This is a genomic window from Pseudomonas chlororaphis, from assembly GCA_001023535.1.
Taxonomy (GTDB): domain Bacteria; phylum Pseudomonadota; class Gammaproteobacteria; order Pseudomonadales; family Pseudomonadaceae; genus Aquipseudomonas; species Aquipseudomonas chlororaphis_E.
In genome coordinates, this window is sequence record CP011020.1 from 823,935 (window position 1) to 843,515 (window position 19,581).

Here is a 19,581-nt window from a genome sequence, read left to right on the forward strand (position 1 = left end):
GATCAGCGATGCCCAGCCGTCGTGAGCGAGCCAATGCCATTCGTGCCCTCAGCATGGATGCCGTGCAGAAAGCCAACAGCGGCCATCCCGGTGCCCCTATGGGTATGGCGGATATCGCCGAGGTGCTTTGGCGCGACTACCTCAAGCACAGCCCGAGCAATCCATCGTTCGCCGACCGTGACCGCTTCGTGCTGTCCAACGGCCACGGCTCGATGTTGATCTACTCGCTGCTGCACCTGACCGGCTATGACCTGTCGATCGATGACCTGAAGAACTTCCGCCAGTTGCACAGCCGCACCCCGGGCCACCCGGAATACGGCTACACCCCAGGCGTGGAAACCACCACCGGCCCGCTGGGCCAGGGCCTGGCCAACGCCGTGGGCTTCGCCCTCGCGGAAAAAGTCCTGGCGGCGCAGTTCAACCGTCCCGGCCATAACGTGGTCGATCACCACACCTACGTGTTCCTGGGTGATGGCTGCATGATGGAAGGCATTTCCCACGAAGTCGCCTCCCTGGCCGGTACCTTGGGCCTGGACAAGCTGATCGCCTTCTACGACGACAACGGGATCTCCATCGACGGTGAAGTCGAAGGCTGGTTCACCGACGACACCCCCAAGCGTTTCGAAGCCTACAACTGGCTGGTGATCCGCAACGTCGACGGTCATGACCCGGAAGAGATCAAGACCGCCATCGAAACCGCTCGCAAAAGTGCCCAGCCGACCCTGATCTGCTGCAAGACCACCATCGGCTTCGGCTCGCCGAACAAGCAGGGCAAGGAAGACTGCCACGGCGCTCCCCTGGGCGCCGAGGAAATCGCCCTGACCCGCGCGGCGCTGAAGTGGAACCATGGCCCGTTCGAAATCCCGGCCGACATCTATGCCGAGTGGGACGCCAAGGAAAAAGGCCGCGCCGTCGAAGCCGATTGGGACCAGCGTTTCGCGGCCTACAGCGCCGAATTCCCTGAGTTGGCCAATGAGCTGGTGCGTCGCCTCAGCGGCGAGCTGCCGGCCGACTTCGCCGCCAAGGCCTCGGCGTACATCGCCGAAGTCGCGGCCAAGGGCGAGACCATCGCCAGCCGCAAGGCCAGCCAGAACACCCTCAATGCCTTTGGCCCGCTGCTGCCCGAACTGCTGGGCGGTTCGGCCGACCTGGCCGGTTCCAACCTGACCCTGTGGAAAGGCTGCAAGGGTGTCAGCGCCGAAGACGCCAGCGGCAACTACATGTACTACGGTGTTCGTGAATTCGGCATGAGCGCCATCATGAACGGCGTGGCGCTGCACGGTGGTCTGGTGCCTTACGGCGCGACCTTCCTGATGTTCATGGAATACGCCCGCAATGCCGTGCGCATGTCGGCCCTGATGAAGAAACGCGTGCTCTACGTGTTCACCCACGACTCCATCGGCTTGGGCGAAGACGGCCCGACTCACCAGCCGATCGAGCAACTGGCCAGCCTGCGCTGCACGCCGAACCTGGATACCTGGCGCCCTTGCGACGCCGTGGAGTCGGCGGTGGCCTGGAAGTACGCGATCGAGCGTAACGACGGCCCATCGGCGCTGATCTTCTCCCGTCAGAACCTGCAACACCAAGTGCGCGAAGCCGGCCAGATCGACGACATCGCTCGCGGTGGCTACGTGCTCAAGGACTGCATCGGCGAGCCGGAACTGATCCTGATCGCCACCGGCTCCGAAGTTGGCCTGGCCGTCCAGGCCTACGACAAGCTGACCGCGCAGGGTCGCAACGTACGCGTGGTGTCGATGCCGTGCACCAGCGTGTTTGACGCTCAGGACGCCGGCTACAAGCAGGCGGTACTGCCGCTGCAGGTCAGCGCCCGGATCGCCATCGAGGCAGCTCACGCCGATTACTGGTACAAGTACGTCGGCCTGGAAGGTCGCGTGATCGGCATGACCACCTACGGCGAATCGGCGCCTGCGCCGGCGCTGTTCGAGGAGTTCGGCTTCACCCTGGACAACATCCTGGGCCAGGCTGAAGAGTTGCTGGAAGACTGATCCGCGAACAAGTTGTCTGTTCTGACGCCATCGCGAGCAAGCTCGCTCCCACAAAGACCTTCGTCGAACCTGTGGGAGCGAGCTTGCTCGCGATGGCGGTGGTCCAGATAAAGATTGTCTTAATGGATTCAACCAGGCCCAGAGACCCCCATGCCCCAACCGCGTCCCTACAAAGTTGCACTCAACGGCTACGGCCGGATTGGTCGTTGCGTCTTGCGTGCGTTGTTCGAGCGAGGGGCGAAGGCCGGGTTTGAAATTGTCGCGATCAACGATCTGGCCGACATGGCCAGTATCGAATACCTGACACGCTTTGACTCCACCCACGGCCGGTTCCCGGGCGAAGTGCGGGTCGAGGGCGATTGTCTGCATATCAATGGTGACTGCGTGAAGGTCCTGCGCAGTGCCACCCCCGAAGGCATCGACTGGGCGTCCCTGGGCGTCGACCTGGTGCTCGAATGTTCCGGCGCCTACCACACCCGCGAAGACGGCCAGCGTTTTCTCGCGGCCGGCGCGCCCCGCGTGCTGTTCTCCCAACCGATGGCCAGCGAAGCGGATGTGGACGCGACCATCGTCTACGGCGTGAACCAGGATTGCCTGGCGGGCGACGAACTGCTGGTGTCCAACGCGTCCTGCACCACCAACTGCGGCGTGCCGCTGTTGCGCCTGCTGGACCAGGCCATCGGCCTGGAATACGTGTCGATCACCACCATCCACTCGGCGATGAACGATCAGCCGGTGATCGACGCCTATCACCACGAAGACCTGCGCCGCACCCGTTCGGCGTTCCAGTCGGTGATTCCGGTGTCCACTGGTCTGGCGCGCGGCATCGAACGGCTGCTGCCGGAACTTGCGGGGCGAATTCAGGCCAAAGCCGTGCGGGTGCCGACGGTCAACGTGTCCTGCCTCGATATCACGATGCAGACCGTGAGCGATACCGACGCCACCGAGGTCAACCGGATCCTGCGCGAAGCCGCCACCAGCGGCCCGCTCAAAGGCCTTCTGGCCTACACCGAATTGCCTCATGCCAGCTGTGATTTTAACCATGACCCCCATTCGGCCATCGTCGATGCCAGCCAGACCCGTGTTTCCGGGCCGCGGCTCGTGAACATCCTGGCCTGGTTCGACAACGAATGGGGTTTTGCCAACCGAATGCTCGACGTTGCTGAACATTACCTGCAAGCAGCGACGGCGCATTCTGGCCCGCTCAGTGCTTCCAACAAACCTGCTCTCTAAACAGTTACCCAGGAATTGCGACCCATGACCGTGTTGAAGATGTCCGACCTCGATCTGCAAGGTAAGCGTGTACTGATTCGCGAAGACCTCAACGTCCCCGTCAAGGACGGTGTTGTCACCAGCGACGCACGTATCCTGGCTTCGCTGCCGACCATCAAGCTGGCCCTGGAAAAAGGCGCGGCCGTGATGGTCTGCTCCCACCTGGGCCGCCCGACCGAAGGCGAGTTCTCGGCCGAAAACAGCCTCAAGCCCGTGGCCGACTACCTGAGCCGTGCCCTGGGTCGTGAGGTGCCTCTGGTGGCTGACTACCTGGGCGGCGTGGACGTGAAGGCCGGCGATGTCGTGCTGTTTGAAAACGTACGCTTCAACAAGGGCGAGAAAAAGAACGCCGATGAACTGGCCCAGCAATACGCCGCCCTGTGCGACGTATTCGTGATGGACGCGTTCGGCACCGCCCACCGCGCCGAGGGGTCGACCCATGGCGTGGCGAAGTTCGCCAAGGTCGCCGCCGCCGGCCCGCTGCTGGCCGCCGAACTGGACGCCCTGGGCAAGGCCCTGGGCTCCCCGGCCCAGCCGATGGCGGCCATCGTCGCCGGCTCCAAGGTGTCGACCAAGCTCGATGTGCTCAACAGCCTGAGTCAGGTCTGCAACCAACTGATCGTAGGTGGCGGTATCGCCAACACCTTCCTTGCGGCAGCCGGTCACCCGGTCGGCAAGTCCCTGTATGAGCCGGACCTGCTGGACACGGCCCGGGACATCGCCGCCAAGGTCAGCGTGCCGTTGCCGGTGGACGTGGTGGTGGCCAAGGAGTTCGCCGAAAGCGCTGCCGCGACCGTGAAGCTGATCGCCGACGTGGCCGAAGACGACATGATCCTCGACATCGGCCCGCAAACCGCGGCCAATTTCGCCGAACTGTTGAAATCGTCCCAGACGATCCTGTGGAACGGCCCGGTGGGCGTGTTCGAGTTCGACCAGTTCGGCAACGGCACCAAGGTGCTGGCCCAGGCGATCGCCGAGAGCGCGGCATTTTCCATCGCGGGCGGCGGCGACACCCTGGCGGCCATCGATAAATATGGCGTGGCCGAGCAGATCTCCTACATTTCTACCGGGGGTGGCGCGTTCCTCGAATTCGTCGAGGGCAAAGTGCTGCCGGCCGTGGAAGTCCTGGAAAGCCGGGCCAAGGCCTGAGGCTGCGTTGACCAGGCAAAGGAGGGTTCTGATGGTCAAGACGTTCACGTTGCTGCTTGCGGCGACGCTGTTGGCGGCCTGCTCCGGCAGTCCGAAGGCCACGCCCCCGGAAACCGGGACGCCGGCGCCTGAGGAAGGCTGCTACCAGGCCGACTGGCAGGCCGAGACCAATCCGGTGCTGAACAAGCGTTCCGGACCCGACGGCCTGGACAAATACGAGACGCAAACCCCGGCCAAGGAACGTGGTTGTCCTTGACGGGTCTGACTCTTAACTCATGGCTGGCGGCGTGCGCCGTCAGTCGAGGAACACGGATGAAAGGCTTGATCGCCGTTGCGGCGTTGGCAGTGCTGGCCGGTTGTGCGCAGTTGGGTTTTTCGGGCGGGTCCGCGCCTGCTACGGGTTGGACGACCTGGACCTGTGACAGCGAGGCCAAGGTGCTCTGGCGCTACACCGATGCCGCCCATCAGGAAGTCGACGTGCGCCTTGGCGGTGCCGAGCAGGTCTACCACCTGAAGCAGGAGCCGGGCGCCTCAGGGTCGCTGTACAGCGATGACATGCTGGCGTTTCACGTCAAGGGTGAGGAAGGCCTGGTGTATTGGGTCGCCACCAATGACTTGATTGGGCGTGGCTGCAAGGCCGATTGATTCACAGAGATCCAGTGTGGGAGCGGGCTTGCTCGCGAATGCAGTGGATCAGATTGCATTTTAGTTGGATGTGAAACCGCATTCGCGAGCAAGCCCGCTCCCACAAGGGGCCGCTGCAGTTTCGAGCATTTGCTTCACCAAACATCCAGGCCAGGGCCAAGCCCCGACCTGCAATGACTTGAATAGCCGCCGCCGCTCCGGCAGGCTGGCACGATTAACGACCCTCGACCGGGAGAGAGACACACATGGCACTTATCAGCATGCGTCAGATGCTGGACCACGCAGCCGAGTTCGGCTACGGCGTCCCAGCCTTTAACGTCAACAACCTTGAGCAGATGCGCGCCATCATGGAAGCCGCTGACAAGACTGACTCCCCGGTGATCGTCCAGGCTTCGGCCGGCGCGCGTAAATACGCCGGTGCACCGTTCCTGCGTCACCTGATCCTGGCCGCCATCGAAGAATTCCCGCACATCCCGGTGTGCATGCACCAGGACCATGGCACCAGCCCGGACGTCTGCCAGCGCTCCATCCAACTGGGCTTCAGCTCGGTGATGATGGACGGCTCCCTCGGCGAAGACGGCAAGACCCCGACCGACTACGAGTACAACGTGCGTGTTACCCAGCAAACCGTTGCCATGGCTCACGCCTGCGGTGTTTCGGTGGAAGGCGAGCTGGGTTGCCTGGGTTCGCTGGAAACCGGCATGGCCGGTGAAGAAGACGGTATCGGCGCCGAAGGCGTGCTGGATCACAGCCAGATGCTGACCGATCCGGAAGAAGCCGCCGACTTCGTCAAGAAGACCCAGGTCGACGCCCTGGCGATCGCCATCGGCACCAGCCACGGCGCCTACAAGTTCACCAAGCCGCCTACCGGCGACGTGCTGGCCATCGACCGCATCAAGGAAATCCACAAGCGCATCCCCAACACCCACCTGGTGATGCACGGTTCGTCCTCGGTGCCTCAGGAATGGCTGGCGATCATCAACCAGTACGGCGGTGACATCAAGGAAACCTACGGCGTGCCGGTTGAGGAAATCGTCGAAGGCATCAAGTACGGCGTGCGCAAGGTCAACATCGACACCGACCTGCGCCTGGCGTCCACCGGTGCCATGCGCCGCTTGATGGCGACCAATCCCAGCGAGTTCGATCCGCGCAAGTTCTTTGGCGCGACCGTGACTGCGATGCGTGACGTTTGCATTGCGCGCTATGAGGCGTTTGGTACGGCGGGTAATGCTTCGAAGATCAAGCCGATCTCCTTGGAAGCCATGTACCAGCGTTATCTGAAGGGCGAGTTGAACGCCAAGGTCAACTGAGTCTTTCTGCTTTCGAAAAAACCCGCATTTTTGCGGGTTTTTTTATGGGCGGTTTTTGTGTGCATATCCATTGCTGCGGTAACGGCTACTTAGGGTTCCGCTCTTACAGCGGGTTACTTTTGGAAAGGCGCCAAAAGTAACCAAAAGCGCCTTGCCCCACCACTCGGCACCTCGCCTAGGCTCGGTGTGCCCGAACGCAGGCGTGGTTAACGGGGCCCCCAGATCAAAAGCTCGCCGAAGCGGCCTTAAAGCCGATCTGGCTCTTGCGGTCGTACATTCATAAGGTCTGTAGGGCTAAGGCTGTGGGAGCAAAGCTTGCTCGCGAGGCGGCCTAATAGCCGGCCTGACTCTTTCGGCAATACCCGATCCAATTGTGGGAGCGGGCTTGCCCGCGAAGGCGTCGGTACATACAGAATCCATTCAACGCCCTCATTGCGTTCATGGCCAATGCACGCCTCGTGCCAGCAGTTGTTGAGGGCATTCTCTTGGATGACTTCTGGTGGTTTGGAGCAACCTTATATTCGGAAACTGTCTGTGCAGCTGTCGATCCTGACAGTAGCGCCACTGCAAACCCTGGGTGACACTTTAAGCACGACCGTTAAAGCGACGCCGTGCACCATCAGAAGTCGGATCGTAAGTGCGAGTTTGAGCAGATCTGTCCGGGACGTCATCAAGAGGCTGCTAACTCAGGAGAGTATGACCATGAACCAGAGCGTACCTTTGCACCCAGGCAGTCCTTATGAAGCTTTTGCTGACCGAGGTGCACTGGTTTTTCCGCCCCCCTCCGGTGTTGAGACCGAACGTTTTCCCGGTTCGGTCGTCCAGCTGCCGGATGGAAAAATATTCGCAGCATTCATGGCGCCGGGCCTGCAACTGGAGCTGTGGCGCTTTACAGCGGATGGCAAGCCCGATCAAAGCTATGGCAATGGTGGCGGCCTGCAAATGCCTGATTCGGGGTTCTTCAGTGTGACAGATGTTGCGATTCTGGCGGAGGGTAAAGTTCTGGTCTACGGATTGGGGCGAGAGCAGACAACCGTGCGCCTGATGTGCGTCACTTCCGAAGGTGTGCTTGAGCCTGATTTTGGCGACGGTGGCTTCGCTTGGGCACCGGTACCTATCGGTATGCTCACGACCGCCAGGATTGCCCTTCTGCCTGATGGTCGGGTGATCGGCGCTGGTCATGGTCCATACTCGAGTGGAGCATCCTGGCTCATGCGCTTCACGGTTGATGGCGAAATCGATCATTCATTCGGTGAATTGGGCGTCGTGCTTCTGGCGCCTGTAGGGCTGCGCGGGCCTCTAGTTGTCTTGCACAGTGGGCATATTCTTGCTACGGGCGTCATCAATGGGGAAAGCGCATTGGTCGCCAAGTACCGACTCGATGGATGCCTGGAACCGGCATTCGGAAGTGGAGGATACGTGACTTTCGTACCCGTTGACGGGCGCCCGGCGATGCTGCAGGCCCTTGCGTTGCAGTCCGACGGAAAACTGGTAGCGGTTGGAGGAATCGGCATTGAAGGAGCACATACCACTGATGCAGTCGTCTTGCGCCTCAACAGTGACGGGAGCTTCGATAACACGTTCAACGGCGGGCAACCGCTTGTGGCAATAGAGCTGGGCATCGACAGTGGGGATGCAAAGGCTGTCGCCATCCAAACCGATGGCAAGATCGTGGTGGGCGGACAAACCGCGGGGCTAGAGCAGGGAGTGCTTTTTCGTTTGGAACGTAGCGGTGCCCTTGACCATAGCTTTGGCTTTCCAAGCTTTGATGGAAGCCCTGAATACATGGGCTGGACGCACACGGTCGACGCTGGTTTTTTTGAGCAAGTCAGTCGCTTGGCGTTCACCTCAGACGGCAATCTCCTGGTGCTGGGAACCACTCGGTTATACGTAGAATTGCCGTTCGAGCGCCAGTACATCTCTAAATATTTGCTTTAAGACAGGGGAGGGCTGTGTAGAGCACAGAATCCCAGGCCAATGAAGAACTCCGTGTGGGAGCGAGCGTGCTCGCGAAGGTAACGGCACATCCAGAAGCCGTTTGGCTGAGCCACCGCCATCGCAAGCAGGCTCCCACAGATTTTTTCCATAGGAGCGCTATTGCGCTTCAAGCCCACGCTGTTCAATCACCCCAAAAACATCCGCTACATCCTGCACCATGATCCGGGCGACATTAGTAATGGTATTGACGTCATTGGCTCCCGAATCGCGCAAAGTCATGCAGGCCATGAGCGTCAAATAATCGAGGGTAGCGTGCAAGCGCTCACTGGCGCAGGCGTGGAGTTCGGCCAACGGTGCTGTGCTGTCGATGAACAGGACAGGGGTGGAAGTGGCAATTGAGGTTAGAGCAGTGAAGCGGCTGGACGTCTGATTAGCTGTCATAAGGTTGATCCCTGCAATTAAGAAGAAATGCCACCTTTTTGCTGCGAAACAAATGGGTGGCAGCTACGCGCGGGTTCGCAGACCGAGAGGAATCAAACCCGGCAGACCCGAAAGTCTCCCGCGCGCAACCGCCATTAAATGAACGCGGGCAAGTTTGCCTGAATTTCATTCGACGGTGCATTCCTGCTGCTGGGCTGCGAAACCCGATCACTGACCAAAGCCAGCGACGGCCCTAACTATAGAGTGGATTTCCAACGCAACAACCGACCTGTAGGACCATCACCACCCCCGTGGCGAGGGAGCTTGCTCCCGCTCGGTAGCGCGGCCGCCGCAAAGCCTGGGCATGCGCCGGGTCTGACGAAAAGCGAGGGCCGCTTCGCAGCCCAACAGGAGCAAGTTCCCTCGCCACGAAGCGTAAATGCCTACGAGATTTTAGGAACAGAACGTGTCAGGTGTTGTGATCGATATCCAGCTTGCTGAACGTCACTTTCCCGCCTTCGCTGGTATAGCCGGTGTTGTCCTGCACATACACGCCTGCCTTGAAATACAGCGGCCTGACTCGCCAGGTTGCGCTGATGGTGGTGTACCAGCTGCGGCCCGCCGCGGTGATGCCCAGGTCGCCGGTGCGGTCAAGGTGGATGCGGTAGGAGAAGGCGCGGCCAAGCTTCACGCCAGTGGCGACGGTGATGACCCGGGCATTTTTGTCGTCGGGGCGCATGCGGACCTTGGCGACGATGTCACCGGTGTCAGTGGCCTCTTTGTACTGGTACTCCAGTTTCACCATGGGTTTGTTGCTGTCTTTGGTATGGATCTGGCCGATCACCACCTTGCCGCTGCTGGGCACCTGGCTGACGGTCAGGGTGGCATTCAAGAAGTTATCGGCGTCGGGGTACAACCAGTTACGCAAGGTGCCGTCTTTATAGGTTTCCCTCAGCTCGCTGCGCGGGTAGATGGCGTTTTCGGTCTTGGCGCCGGTGACCGGCGCCCAGAAGTAGACGGTACTGCCGTCGGAGTTGAAGTATTTGTTCTTGAACCCGTCCACCAGGCGTGGGGTTTCGATGGTTTTCGGCGGGCTGCCTTCGGGGATGCTCAAGTTCCACGTTGCAAGATCGACCATGCTCGGATCCTTTCTGTACAAAAGAAATGATTTACGCCATAGCCGGAGGCTCTGTGACGCGCTTTTGAAGACACCGGTGGGCGTGCGCGACGGTAATTCTTCCTGTACGCGTTCGGCGGAGGGTTGGCGTCAACGGACCGTCAGAGTGGCATTTGCCGCTTTTGTGCCCGAACGGAATGACCGTTGGTCGATTAATCGCAAAATGGTTGGAACGATGGCCAAGTGGTATCTGTCGCTTTCCACTTTTTGGCAGCTCTTGCTTGAAGAGGGGGGGGATCGACAGGCGTCCGCCCAAGCAGCGTTCCCTGCTGCTTCGGCGCCTGGAGGGGATCAGATCTTGTGATCGACAGCCAGCAGGCTGAAGGTCACTTTTCCGCCTTCGGTGGTGTAGCCGGTGTTGTCCTGCACGTAGACCCCCGCCTTGAAATAAAGCGGCTTGTCTTTCCAGGTCGGGTCGATGGTGGTTCTCCAGTTGTAGCCCGCTGCGGTGATACCCAGCGCACCCTTCTGGTTGAGATGAATCTGGTAGGAGAACCGGCTGTCGAGCTTGACGCCGGTGGCAATGATGACGACCTGTCCTTCCTCGTCGTCAGGACGCATGCGGACCTTGGCGACGATGTTGCCGGTGGAGGTTTTCGTCTTGTACTGGTATTCGAGCTTCACCATGGGGCTGGTGCTGTCCTTGGTATGGATCTGACCGATCACGATCTTGCCGGTACTGGGTACCTGGTTGACCATCAGGGTCGCCTTCAGCGAGTTATCCGCCGCCGAATACAGCCAGTTACGCAGGGTGCCGTCGCTGTAGGTTTCGCGCAGCTCGCTGCGCGGGTAGATCGCGTTGGCGGTCTTGGTGCCGGTCACCGGGGCCCAGAAGAATAGTGTGCCGGTTTCGGCGTTGAAGTATTCGTCCTTGAAACCTTGTGCCAATCGAGGGGTTTCGATGGTGATGGCCGGGCTGCCTTCAGGAATGCTCAAGTTCCAGGTGTTGAGATCGATCATGTTCGGATCCTGCGTAACGGTTCAATGTTGCACGCCGCATCAGGGAGGCTCTAGCCCAGGCCTTTGAGGCGTATCTATAAAAGTCAGGCAGGATGTTTTCGAGCGCTGCCCGGCGGATGGTTGACGTCAAATGTCCGTCGAAATCCGTCTTTGCAGGTTCTATGCCTGAGGAGGGTGACCGTTAGTCGGCTATTTCGGGCTTTGTCTGGATGATGGCGTGATGACACCTACTGCTTTTCAAAATCCCGGTCTAGAGTGAGATCTCAGTATTTGTCCGCTTTACTTTGTGAAAAACGGACGTGGCGCCTGATAAGAGAAGCAGCATGGAATGCGCGCAACCTACGCTTGGCGAAGACAACTCTGTCCTTTTGATTGTTGATGACTACCCCGAAAACCTGCTCAGCATGCGAGCGTTACTGCAGCGTCAGGATTGGCAGGTGATGACGGCGGCCTCGGGTGTCGAGGCCCTCAACCTGCTGCTCGAACACGACATCGATCTGGTGCTGCTGGATGTGCAGATGCCCGACATGGACGGTTTCGAGGTGGCGCGCCTGATGCGCGGTAGCCAACGCACGCGGCTCACGCCGATCATCTTCCTGACCGCCAACGAACAATCCCAGGACGCGGTGATCAAGGGTTATGCCAGTGGCGCCGTGGATTACCTGTTCAAGCCCTTCGACCCGCAGATTCTCAAGCCCAAGGTCCAGGCGTTGCTGGAGCATCAGCGCAATCGCCGAGCCTTGCAGCGCCTGAGCCAGGACCTGGAAGCGGCCCGGGCCTTCAACGCTTCGGTGCTGGATAACGCCGCCGAAGGGATCCTGGTGGTGGATGAGAGCGGCTGCATCCGCTTCGCCAATCCGTCCACCTGCCGACTGCTCAACGCGACGGCTGAGCAGTTGCAAGGGCTGCCGATGCTGGATTTCCTGCAAAAACCCCACATTCCCGATTGGGCCGATTCCGATATCTTCGCGGCCTATTGCCGTGGGCAGACCTTGCGCCTGCATGATGCCGTATTGCGCACGGCGCCGGGCCAGCAGGTGTCGGTGGCGTTGTCCTGTGCACCGCTGCCGGCAGAGCAGAAGGCCATGGTGGTGACACTGCAGGACATGTCGGTGGTGCGTCACCTGCACCAGCAACTCGAATACCAGGCGGTCACGGACCCGCTGACCGGCTTGCTCAACCGGCGAGGGTTCTACCAGACCGCAGAAAACCTGCTGATGCGCAGCGAGCGACTGGAAAGCAACTGGGTGCTGCTGTACCTGGACCTCGACGGCTTCAAGCGGGTCAATGACCTGCTCGGCCATGACGCCGGCGATCGGGTGCTGCGCTGGGTCTCGGAACAGTTGAAGGCGTGCCTGCGGCCCTTCGACATCCTTGCCCGCCTGGGGGGCGACGAGTTCACCGCGCTGCTGGACCTGGAGTTTCCGGAGCAGGCGGCCAAGATCGCCGAGAAGCTCATCGAGCGCGTCGCGATCTGCCAGCAGATCGAGGGCATGGACGTGGCGCTCGGGGCCAGCATCGGCATCGCGACGTACCCCGACTGCGGCGCCAACCTCGATGGCCTGCTGCGTGCCTCCGACATTGCCATGTACGAGGCCAAGCGCGCCGGTCGCCAGCAATACCGTTTTTACGATCACGAAATGAACGGTCGAGCCCGTTCACGGTTGATGCTCGAAGAAAGCGTGCGCTCGGCCATCGAGAACCGTGAGTTCAACCTGGTCTATCAACCCCAGGTCAGCATCGGCGACGGGCGCATCCGTGGCTTCGAGGCGTTACTGCGCTGGCAGCATCCGAGCGTCGGCGACGTGCCGCCCGGGCTGTTCCTGCCGTTGCTGGAGGAGGCGCGGTTGATCAGTCGACTGGGCAGTTGGATCTACCATCGCAGCGGCGCCCAGCGCAAAGTCTGGGAGCGCAGGTTCCCGGACGACCTGGTGCTGGGGGTGAGCCTGAGCAGCACCCAGTTCGGCATGCCCAACCTGGTGACCGAGCTGCGCCAGGTGCTGGAGCGCCATGCCTTGAAGCCCCGGCAACTGGAGGTCGAGGTGACGGAAGATGCGCTGGTGCGCAACCCCGACGAAACCCAGAAGCAACTGCGGCTGCTGCGTCACCTCGGGGTGCGGGTGGCGCTGGATGATTTCGGTTCGGGGCCGTGCTCGCTGGTGCACCTGCGCGACCTGGAGCTCGACACCCTCAAGCTCGACCGGCACCTGATCGCCCGCCTGCCCGGTTCGCCGCGGGATGCGGCACTGGCCGCGTCGGTGATCGAGTTGTGCCTGCAGCTGGGCTTGCGGGTGATTGCCGAAGGGGTGGAGACCGCCGAGCAGTACCAGTGGCTCAAGGCCCATGGCTGCGAGTTCGTGCAGGGCTTCCTGGTGGCGCGGCCATTGGTGGCCGACGACACCGATGCCTTTGCCGAGCCGTTCGACTGGAGCGCGATCAGGCACTGAATTCGCTACACTGGCGACCTCTCTCACACTGTTGCCGCCCGATGACCGCGCTCAAGTACCTCCAGGCCTATCCGCCCGCCCTGCAAGCTCAGGTGCAGCAACTGATCGCCCAGGATCGCCTGGGCGACTACCTGCAACAGCGCTATCCCGAACGGCATGCGATCCAGAGCGACAAGGCCCTGTATGGCTACGCGCTGGAGCTCAAGCAGCAGTACCTGCGTAATGCGCCGGCCATCGACAAGGTGCTGTTCGACAATCGCCTGGACCTGACCCACCGCGCCCTCGGCCTGCACACTACCGTTTCGCGGGTGCAGGGCGGCAAGCTCAAGGCCAAGAAGGAAATCCGCATCGCGGCGCTCTTCAAGGAGGCGGCGCCGGAGTTCCTGCGCATGATCGTCGTGCACGAACTGGCGCACTTCAAGGAATCGGACCACAACAAGGCGTTCTACCAGCTCTGCGAGCACATGCTGCCGGGCTATCACCAATTGGAATTCGACCTGCGGGTGTACCTGACCTGGCGGGACCTGCAACCTCACAAGGAATGATCGGATGGATGTCAGCAAGACCAAGACCAGCTTCTACCGGCGCTTGTACGTGGCTTACCTGATCGACAGCGGCGTGGCCAGCAGCATTCCCGCGCTGACCGAGGTCACCGGGATGCCCCGGCGCACGGCCCAGGACACCGTGGCGGCGCTGGCGGACCTGGACATCGTCTGCGAGTTCGAGCAAGCGCAGGGCGCCCGCCATCATGCCGGCTCTTATCGGATTCGCGATTGGGGAGCGATCGACCGGCGGTGGATCGAGGAGAATCTGCAGCAGATCAAGACGGTGCTGCAATACCCCTGAAGAGGGTGGGTATCAGGGCTGACGCCTGCGTGGGCAAGCCCGCTCCCACAAGGGCGCATGCATTCCAATGTGGGAGCGGGCTTGCCCGCGAAGACGGCCTCAAGGCCTGTGCATGCCAATGTGTGGAATCCCATCCTCCAGGTATTCCACCCCCACCGCCTCGAACCCATACCGCCCGTAGTACCCCTGCAAATGCGCCTGGGCCGATAACGAGATCGACGTGCCGGGCCAATGCTTCTCGGCCTGCTTGAGGCCCTGCTCCATCAGCGTATGGCCCAGGCCCTTGCCTCGTGCCTGCGGCGCGATGATCACGCGGCCGATCACCACGTCGCTGTTCTGCGAGTGCGGATCGAGCAGGCGAAGGTAGGCCACCAGGTGGTTGTCCTGCCAGGCCATCAGGTGGCAGGTGTCGCCTTCCAGGTCGAGGCCGTCGACGTCGGGATAGGCGCAGTTCTGCTCGACGACGAACACCTCGGCGCGCAATTTGAGGATGGCGTACAGCTGTTCCTTGCTCAGGTCACTGTGATGTTTGCAGACCCAATCGATATCCATTTTTTGAATTTCCTGAAAAACCTGCTGCCGATATTAAGCGGGCTGCCCCGGGAAGTCTCTTTCCTTGGGCGACTGGAAAAAACTGTGATAGAGGCCAAAATGCCATCATTGGCCTGTCGCGCTGTTGTCTTCTTTGTGTAATCTTCGACCCAGCCCTGCGCAGCGGTTTCAATGAGCTAATGTTAGGACCGGATATCTTAGGGATCGCCTTTGAGTTTCGGCTAAAAACAAACCGGGATTTGAACCCGTCAAGGATGTTGGCATGCCGCGATTGCATCGAGCTCTTGCTTTGGTCGGGTTGCTGTTGCTGAGCCATAACGCCTGCGCACAAAAGTTGCGCCTGGTCGCCGATGGTTGGCCTCCTTTTACCGACGCCACGCTGGTCAACGGCGGCCTGGCGACCGATATCGTCAGCACGGCCCTGGCGCGGGCGGGGTATGCCACCGACTTCGAGCAGGTGCCCTGGGCCCGGGCCATGCTGGGCATCGGCGAGGGCCGCTACGATGTGTTGATCAACGCCTGGTACAGCGAGGAGCGCACCCGCATCGGCCAATTCTCGGCCGAGTACCTGCTCAACAGCGTGCGTTTCATCAAACGCAAGGACATCCCCATCGAATACGACGACTTGCAGCAACTGCACGTGTATCCGATTGCCGTGGTGCGCGGTTATGCCTACTCCAAGGCATTCGATGAAGACCCGCAGATGCAGAAGGTTCCGGTCCACAGTTTCGCCATGGCGGTGCGCATGTTGGCCGCCGACCGGGTCAAACTGACCTTGGAAGATGAGTTCGTCGCCCGTTACTACCTGTCTCGCGAATCCGCCAAGGTGCGCAACGCCGTGGAGTTTTTGCCCAAGCCGTTGAGCGAAAACAGCCTGCACATCCTGGTCAGCCTGAAGAACCCGGAGCACGAGCAGATCGTGGCGGGGTTCGATCGTGAGATTGCGGCGATGAAGGCCGATGGGAGCTATGAGCGAATATTGAAGCAGCACGGGATGTGAGCGGGATGTAAGCAGTTTGCGTGCCTGCGCCGGCCTCATCGCGAGCAAGCTCGCTGCCACAGGGGAACGCATTCCAACGTGGGAGCGAGCTTGCTCGCGAAGGCGACCGTCTGGACACCACCGGGTCAGGCCTCACCCGTCTCCTTGATCAAATGCGCCGCCAACGTGCGCAATGGCCCCAACTGACGGCAGATCAACGCCAATTGCGTTTGCACCAGCCGCTGGCCTTCGTCGATCTCGTCGGGCATCTGCTCCAGGGCATTGGCCAGGGCTTCTTCTTCGTCACTTTGCACCGCAATCGGCTGTTTGCTCGCCAGGCCCAGGGCGATTTCATCGATGCTGGTCGCCAGCTTCACTCCCGCCCCGTCGATCAGGTCTTCGCGCACCTGCGCCGGCAGCTCGGTGCCCCGGTGGGCGCCCAGGCCCGAGAGGTAGCTGAGCAGGGTGTGGGACAGCACCAGGAAGCGGAAGCCCACATCGGCTTCCTTACGGAAATGCCCCGGCTCCATCAGCATGTTGGCCAGCGTGGTGGACAGTGCCGCGTCGGCGTTATGGGCGTTGCGTCGGGCCAGGCGATAAGCCAGGTCATCACTTTTGCCGGCGGCGTACTGCTGCATGATCTGGCGCAGGTAGATGCTGTTGCAGGTCAGCGTATTGGCCAGCACCTTGTTCAGCCTCCGGCCTTGCCAGTCCGGCAGGAACAGGAACACCGCCAGCCCGGCGATCAGGCTGCCGAGCAAGGTGTCGAACAGGCGCGGCAGCAGCAGGCCATAGCCATCGCCGACCTGGTTGAAGCAGAACAGCACCATGATGGTGATCGCTGCCGTCGCCAGGGTGTAGCGGGTCGTGCGGTTGGTGAAGAACACCACCCCGGCGGCAATGGCGAAGCACGACTGCACCAGTGGGTTGGGGAACAGGTCGAACAATGCCCAGGCCACGGTCAGGCCGATGGCGGTGCCGATGATCCGCTGGCCGAGCTTGCGCCGGGTGGCGCCGTAGTTCGGCTGGCAGACGAACAACGTGGTGAGGATGATCCAGTAACCCTGGGACGGGTGGATCATGTGCACCACGGCGTAACCGACGCTCAAGGCCAGGGGCAGGCGCAGGGCATGGCGGAACAGCAGCGAGGTCGGCGTGAACTGGGTGCGCAAGCGTAGCCAGACGTCCTTGAGGTTGCGCGGCGAGCGGTCCAGCAGGCTGCTGTCGGTGGCATCGGCCAGGGCGTCGGGGTTGCTGGCGTCGCTGAGCAGGCGGTCCATGGTGGCCAGGTTCACCGACAACGCCCGCAGCGACCGCAGCAGACCGCGCCAGGCCGGATTGCTCTGGATCCGCAGGTGCTCCAGGGAGGCGTGCAGGTCGTTGAGGGCTTCGGCGAAGGTGTCGTCGTAGACGAACGGCTGGCGCAACTGGATCGATTCGGCCAGGGCCTGGCAAGCCTTGCCTTGCTGGCGCAGGAGGCGCTGGCAGCGGAACAGCACGTCGCTGTGGAAGAACGCCTCGGCCAGGGCGTTGTACGGGTAGTGAGACGAGCTGGCGCGCTCGTGGATGTCCTGGGCCAGGAAGTACAGCTTCAGGTAGCGGCTGACTTTCGACCCCGGCCGGCCGTTGCCAACGCGGTGCAGGATGATCTCCTTGGCGCTGTTGAGGGCGGCGACCACCCGACCGTTCTGCTGGGCCAGTTCCAGGCGTCGCGCTTCGATGTCCAGTTGGCGGATCGGTTCGAGCAGCGACGACTTGAGCTTCAGGTAGCGCCCCAGCTCGCGAAACAGCCGCGCCAGGCTCTGCTGCACCGGCTGGTTGGAAAACAGCGCGTGCCACAGCACCGAGAGCAGGCCGTACCACGCCGCGCCAGCGACCAATAGCGAGGGCTCGTGCCAGAAGTCGGTGACCGCGCCACCGCGTTGGTCCACGCCGATCACCGTATAGACCGACAGGATCAAGGTGGCCGAGGCAATCGCGCCATAGCGTTCGCCCAAGGCACCGAGCATGGTCAGGCCGAAGCTCGCCAGGGCCAGGGCAATGATGAACAGGACGGGATAGGGGAACAGCAACTCCACCGACAGCGCCGCGACGCTGAAACACACCAGCGTGACGACCAGCGCGTTGAGGCGCCCTTGCCAACTGTCGTCGGTCTCGGCCAGTGCACTGGCGATGATGCCCAGGAACAATGGGATCAGCAGGGCCATTTCATCGAGGTACCAGCACAGCCCCATGCTGCCGGTCAGGGCGATGAACACCCGCACGCTATAACTGAACTTATCCAACGCCCAAAGGCGACGCAGAGATTGGCTAAACGAGGTCGATGACATGAAGTGCACGGGCCTGACGGGCAATGACGCTAAATTGAGGCAGTAATGACGCCGACGCAATGGGGACGATCACATCTGGCAGCAAAAAGTGTTCCGTCACGTGTGAATGCGCTTCCCAAAGCACCACTGGCCTCCTGTGGGAGCGGGCTTGCTCGCGAATGCGGTGTGTCAGTCAGCATCTGAATTGGCTGACACACCGCCTTTCGCGAGCAAGCTCGCTCCCACAGGATTTGTGCCCACATTTGAATCATGAATCAAACGTACTGCGCCGCCGCATAGCCCGAGGCCCAGGCCCATTGGAAGTTGAAGCCGCCCAAGTGCCCGGTGACGTCGAGCACTTCGCCGATGAAGTACAAGCCGGGGCTTTTCAGCGATTCCATGGTCTTGGACGAGACTTCCCGGGTGTCGACGCCGCCCAAGGTCACTTCGGCGGTGCGGTAGCCCTCGGTGCCGGCCGGGACAACGTTCCAGCTCGCCAGCTTCTCGGCGATGTCCGCCAGTTCGGCGTGGGTGTATTGCTTCATGGGCTTGGAGACGAACCAGGTGTCGGCCAGCAGGTTGGCCATCTTCTTGGTGAAGAGCTCGCCGAGCAGGGTCTTCAGTTCGCTGTTGGGGCGTTCGGCCTGCTGCTGTTGCAGCCACTGCGGCACGTCATGGTCGGGCAGCAGGTTGATCTGCACCGTGTCCCCAGGCGTCCAGAACGACGAAATCTGCAGGATCGCCGGGCCGCTCAGGCCGCGATGGGTGAACAGGATGTTCTCGCGAAAACTCTGCTCGTTGCAGCTCACCAGGCAGTCCACCGAGGTGCCGGAGAGCTCGCTGCACAGCGTCTTGAGTTGGTCGGTGATGGTGAAAGGCACCAGGCCGGCGCGGGTCGGCAGCAACTGGTGGCCGAACTGCCGGGCCACTTGATAGCCGAAGCCGGTGGCGCCGAGGGTCGGAATCGACAGCCCGCCGGTGGCGATCACCAGTGATTGGCAGCCGATGGCGCCGAGGGTGGTTTGCAACTGGTAGCCACCTTCGGTCTTGTCGATGTGCTCGATAGAGGTTTCCAGGTGCAGGCTGACGCCGGCCTGGTCGCACTCATCCAGCAGCATGGCGAGGATGTCGCTGGACTTGTTATCGCAGAACAGCTGGCCGAGTTTCTTCTCGTGATAAGGCACGTTGTGCTTGGCCACCAGGGCGATGAAATCCCATTGGGTGTAGCGGGCCAGGGCCGATTTGCAGAAGTGCGGGTTCTGCGAGAGGAAGTTGGCTGGTTCGGTGTACAGGTTGGTGAAGTTGCAGCGCCCACCGCCGGACATGAGGATTTTCTTGCCGGCCTTGTTGGCGTGGTCCAGCAACATGACCTGGCGCCCTCGCGCGGCGGCGGTCAACGCGCACATCAGGCCTGCGGCGCCAGCGCCAATGATCACGACTTCGGTAGAGCGCAAAACGGTGTCCTCTGTATGTCTGGGGGCTGGCAGGAGTTTGCTCTTGTGGCGAGGGAGCTTGCTCCCGCTCGAGCGCGAAGCGGTCGCAAAATTAACGAACGCGAACTGTCTGGAGCA

Annotated in this window: 17 protein-coding genes; 11 read left to right on the forward strand and 6 right to left on the reverse strand. The window is 61.4% G+C overall.

The annotated features are described in order from the left end of the window. Positions 1–8: 8 nt before the first annotated feature. The 7 genes from VM99_03590 (at position 9) to VM99_03620 (ending at position 8,320) form a co-directional block, all read left to right on the forward strand. Positions 9–2,006, forward strand: coding sequence for a transketolase (locus tag VM99_03590; protein AKJ97173.1), 1,998 nt, complete (start codon positions 9–11; stop codon positions 2,004–2,006). Positions 2,007–2,156: 150 nt separating this feature from the next. Then, positions 2,157–3,239, forward strand: coding sequence for a glyceraldehyde-3-phosphate dehydrogenase (gapA, locus tag VM99_03595; GenBank protein AKJ97174.1), 1,083 nt, complete (start codon positions 2,157–2,159; stop codon positions 3,237–3,239). A 24-nt stretch (positions 3,240–3,263) separates the two neighbouring features. Beyond that, positions 3,264–4,427: a phosphoglycerate kinase gene (locus tag VM99_03600; protein AKJ97175.1), complete on the forward strand. Its 1,164-nt coding sequence runs from the start codon at positions 3,264–3,266 to the stop codon at positions 4,425–4,427. Positions 4,428–4,458: 31 nt separating this feature from the next. Beyond that, entirely contained in the window at positions 4,459–4,683 is a 225-nt protein-coding gene (locus VM99_03605) for a lipoprotein (GenBank protein AKJ97176.1), read from the forward strand. A 56-nt stretch (positions 4,684–4,739) separates the two neighbouring features. After that, positions 4,740–5,072 carry a lipoprotein gene (locus VM99_03610; GenBank protein AKJ97177.1) on the forward strand — a complete coding sequence of 111 codons (333 nt, stop codon included), beginning with the start codon at positions 4,740–4,742 and terminating at the stop codon, positions 5,070–5,072. Positions 5,073–5,317: 245 nt separating this feature from the next. Further along, positions 5,318–6,382 carry a fructose-1,6-bisphosphate aldolase gene (locus tag VM99_03615; protein ID AKJ97178.1) on the forward strand — a complete coding sequence of 355 codons (1,065 nt, stop codon included), beginning with the start codon at positions 5,318–5,320 and terminating at the stop codon, positions 6,380–6,382. 447 nt (positions 6,383–6,829) lie between these two features. Then, positions 6,830–8,320 (forward strand): hypothetical protein, encoded by a 1,491-nt coding sequence (locus VM99_03620; GenBank protein ID AKJ97179.1) that lies wholly within the window; start codon positions 6,830–6,832, stop codon positions 8,318–8,320. 156 nt (positions 8,321–8,476) lie between these two features. Here the strand turns inward: VM99_03620 and VM99_03625 are convergent, their stop codons facing one another. The 3 genes from VM99_03625 to VM99_03635 all read right to left on the reverse strand — a co-directional run bounded on the left by VM99_03625 (position 8,477) and on the right by VM99_03635 (position 10,877). Then, complete coding sequence (locus tag VM99_03625) at positions 8,477–8,761, reverse strand: fructose-bisphosphate aldolase (GenBank protein AKJ97180.1); 285 nt, start codon at positions 8,759–8,761, stop codon at positions 8,477–8,479. Positions 8,762–9,209: 448 nt separating this feature from the next. Beyond that, positions 9,210–9,878: an alginate lyase gene (locus tag VM99_03630; protein AKJ97181.1), complete on the reverse strand. Its 669-nt coding sequence runs from the start codon at positions 9,876–9,878 to the stop codon at positions 9,210–9,212. Between the two features lie 330 nt (positions 9,879–10,208). Further along, positions 10,209–10,877: an alginate lyase gene (locus VM99_03635; GenBank protein AKJ97182.1), complete on the reverse strand. Its 669-nt coding sequence runs from the start codon at positions 10,875–10,877 to the stop codon at positions 10,209–10,211. Positions 10,878–11,200: 323 nt separating this feature from the next. On the opposite strand from VM99_03635, the gene VM99_03640 reads away from it, so the two are divergent. From VM99_03640 to VM99_03650, 3 genes are read left to right on the forward strand one after another with little or no spacing between them, the layout of a single operon-like run. After that, the gene (locus tag VM99_03640) at positions 11,201–13,324 is read left to right on the forward strand and encodes a diguanylate cyclase (GenBank protein ID AKJ97183.1); all 2,124 of its coding nucleotides are present in this window, start codon (positions 11,201–11,203) and stop codon (positions 13,322–13,324) included. A gap of 41 nt (positions 13,325–13,365) precedes the next feature. After that, on the forward strand, positions 13,366–13,869 hold the full coding sequence (locus VM99_03645; GenBank protein ID AKJ97184.1) for a metal-dependent hydrolase: 504 nt from the start codon (positions 13,366–13,368) through the stop codon (positions 13,867–13,869). 4 nt (positions 13,870–13,873) lie between these two features. Next, the gene (locus VM99_03650) at positions 13,874–14,170 is read left to right on the forward strand and encodes a hypothetical protein (protein ID AKJ97185.1); all 297 of its coding nucleotides are present in this window, start codon (positions 13,874–13,876) and stop codon (positions 14,168–14,170) included. A gap of 99 nt (positions 14,171–14,269) precedes the next feature. On the opposite strand, the gene VM99_03655 is transcribed toward VM99_03650, so the two are convergent. Further along, entirely contained in the window at positions 14,270–14,722 is a 453-nt protein-coding gene (locus VM99_03655) for an acyltransferase (GenBank protein AKJ97186.1), read from the reverse strand. A 262-nt stretch (positions 14,723–14,984) separates the two neighbouring features. Between VM99_03655 and VM99_03660 the strand changes: the two genes are divergently transcribed. Then, a complete protein-coding gene (locus VM99_03660) occupies positions 14,985–15,722 on the forward strand; it encodes an amino acid ABC transporter substrate-binding protein (protein ID AKJ97187.1) in 738 nt (245 codons plus the stop codon). A 125-nt stretch (positions 15,723–15,847) separates the two neighbouring features. Here the strand turns inward: VM99_03660 and VM99_03665 are convergent, their stop codons facing one another. Together VM99_03665 and VM99_03670 are read right to left on the reverse strand one after the other, a co-directional pair. Then, positions 15,848–18,031 carry a YccS/YhfK family integral membrane protein gene (locus VM99_03665; GenBank protein AKJ97188.1) on the reverse strand — a complete coding sequence of 728 codons (2,184 nt, stop codon included), beginning with the start codon at positions 18,029–18,031 and terminating at the stop codon, positions 15,848–15,850. 254 nt (positions 18,032–18,285) lie between these two features. Continuing rightward, positions 18,286–19,464: a membrane protein gene (locus tag VM99_03670; protein AKJ97189.1), complete on the reverse strand. Its 1,179-nt coding sequence runs from the start codon at positions 19,462–19,464 to the stop codon at positions 18,286–18,288. Between the last annotated feature and the right edge of the window lie 117 nt (positions 19,465–19,581).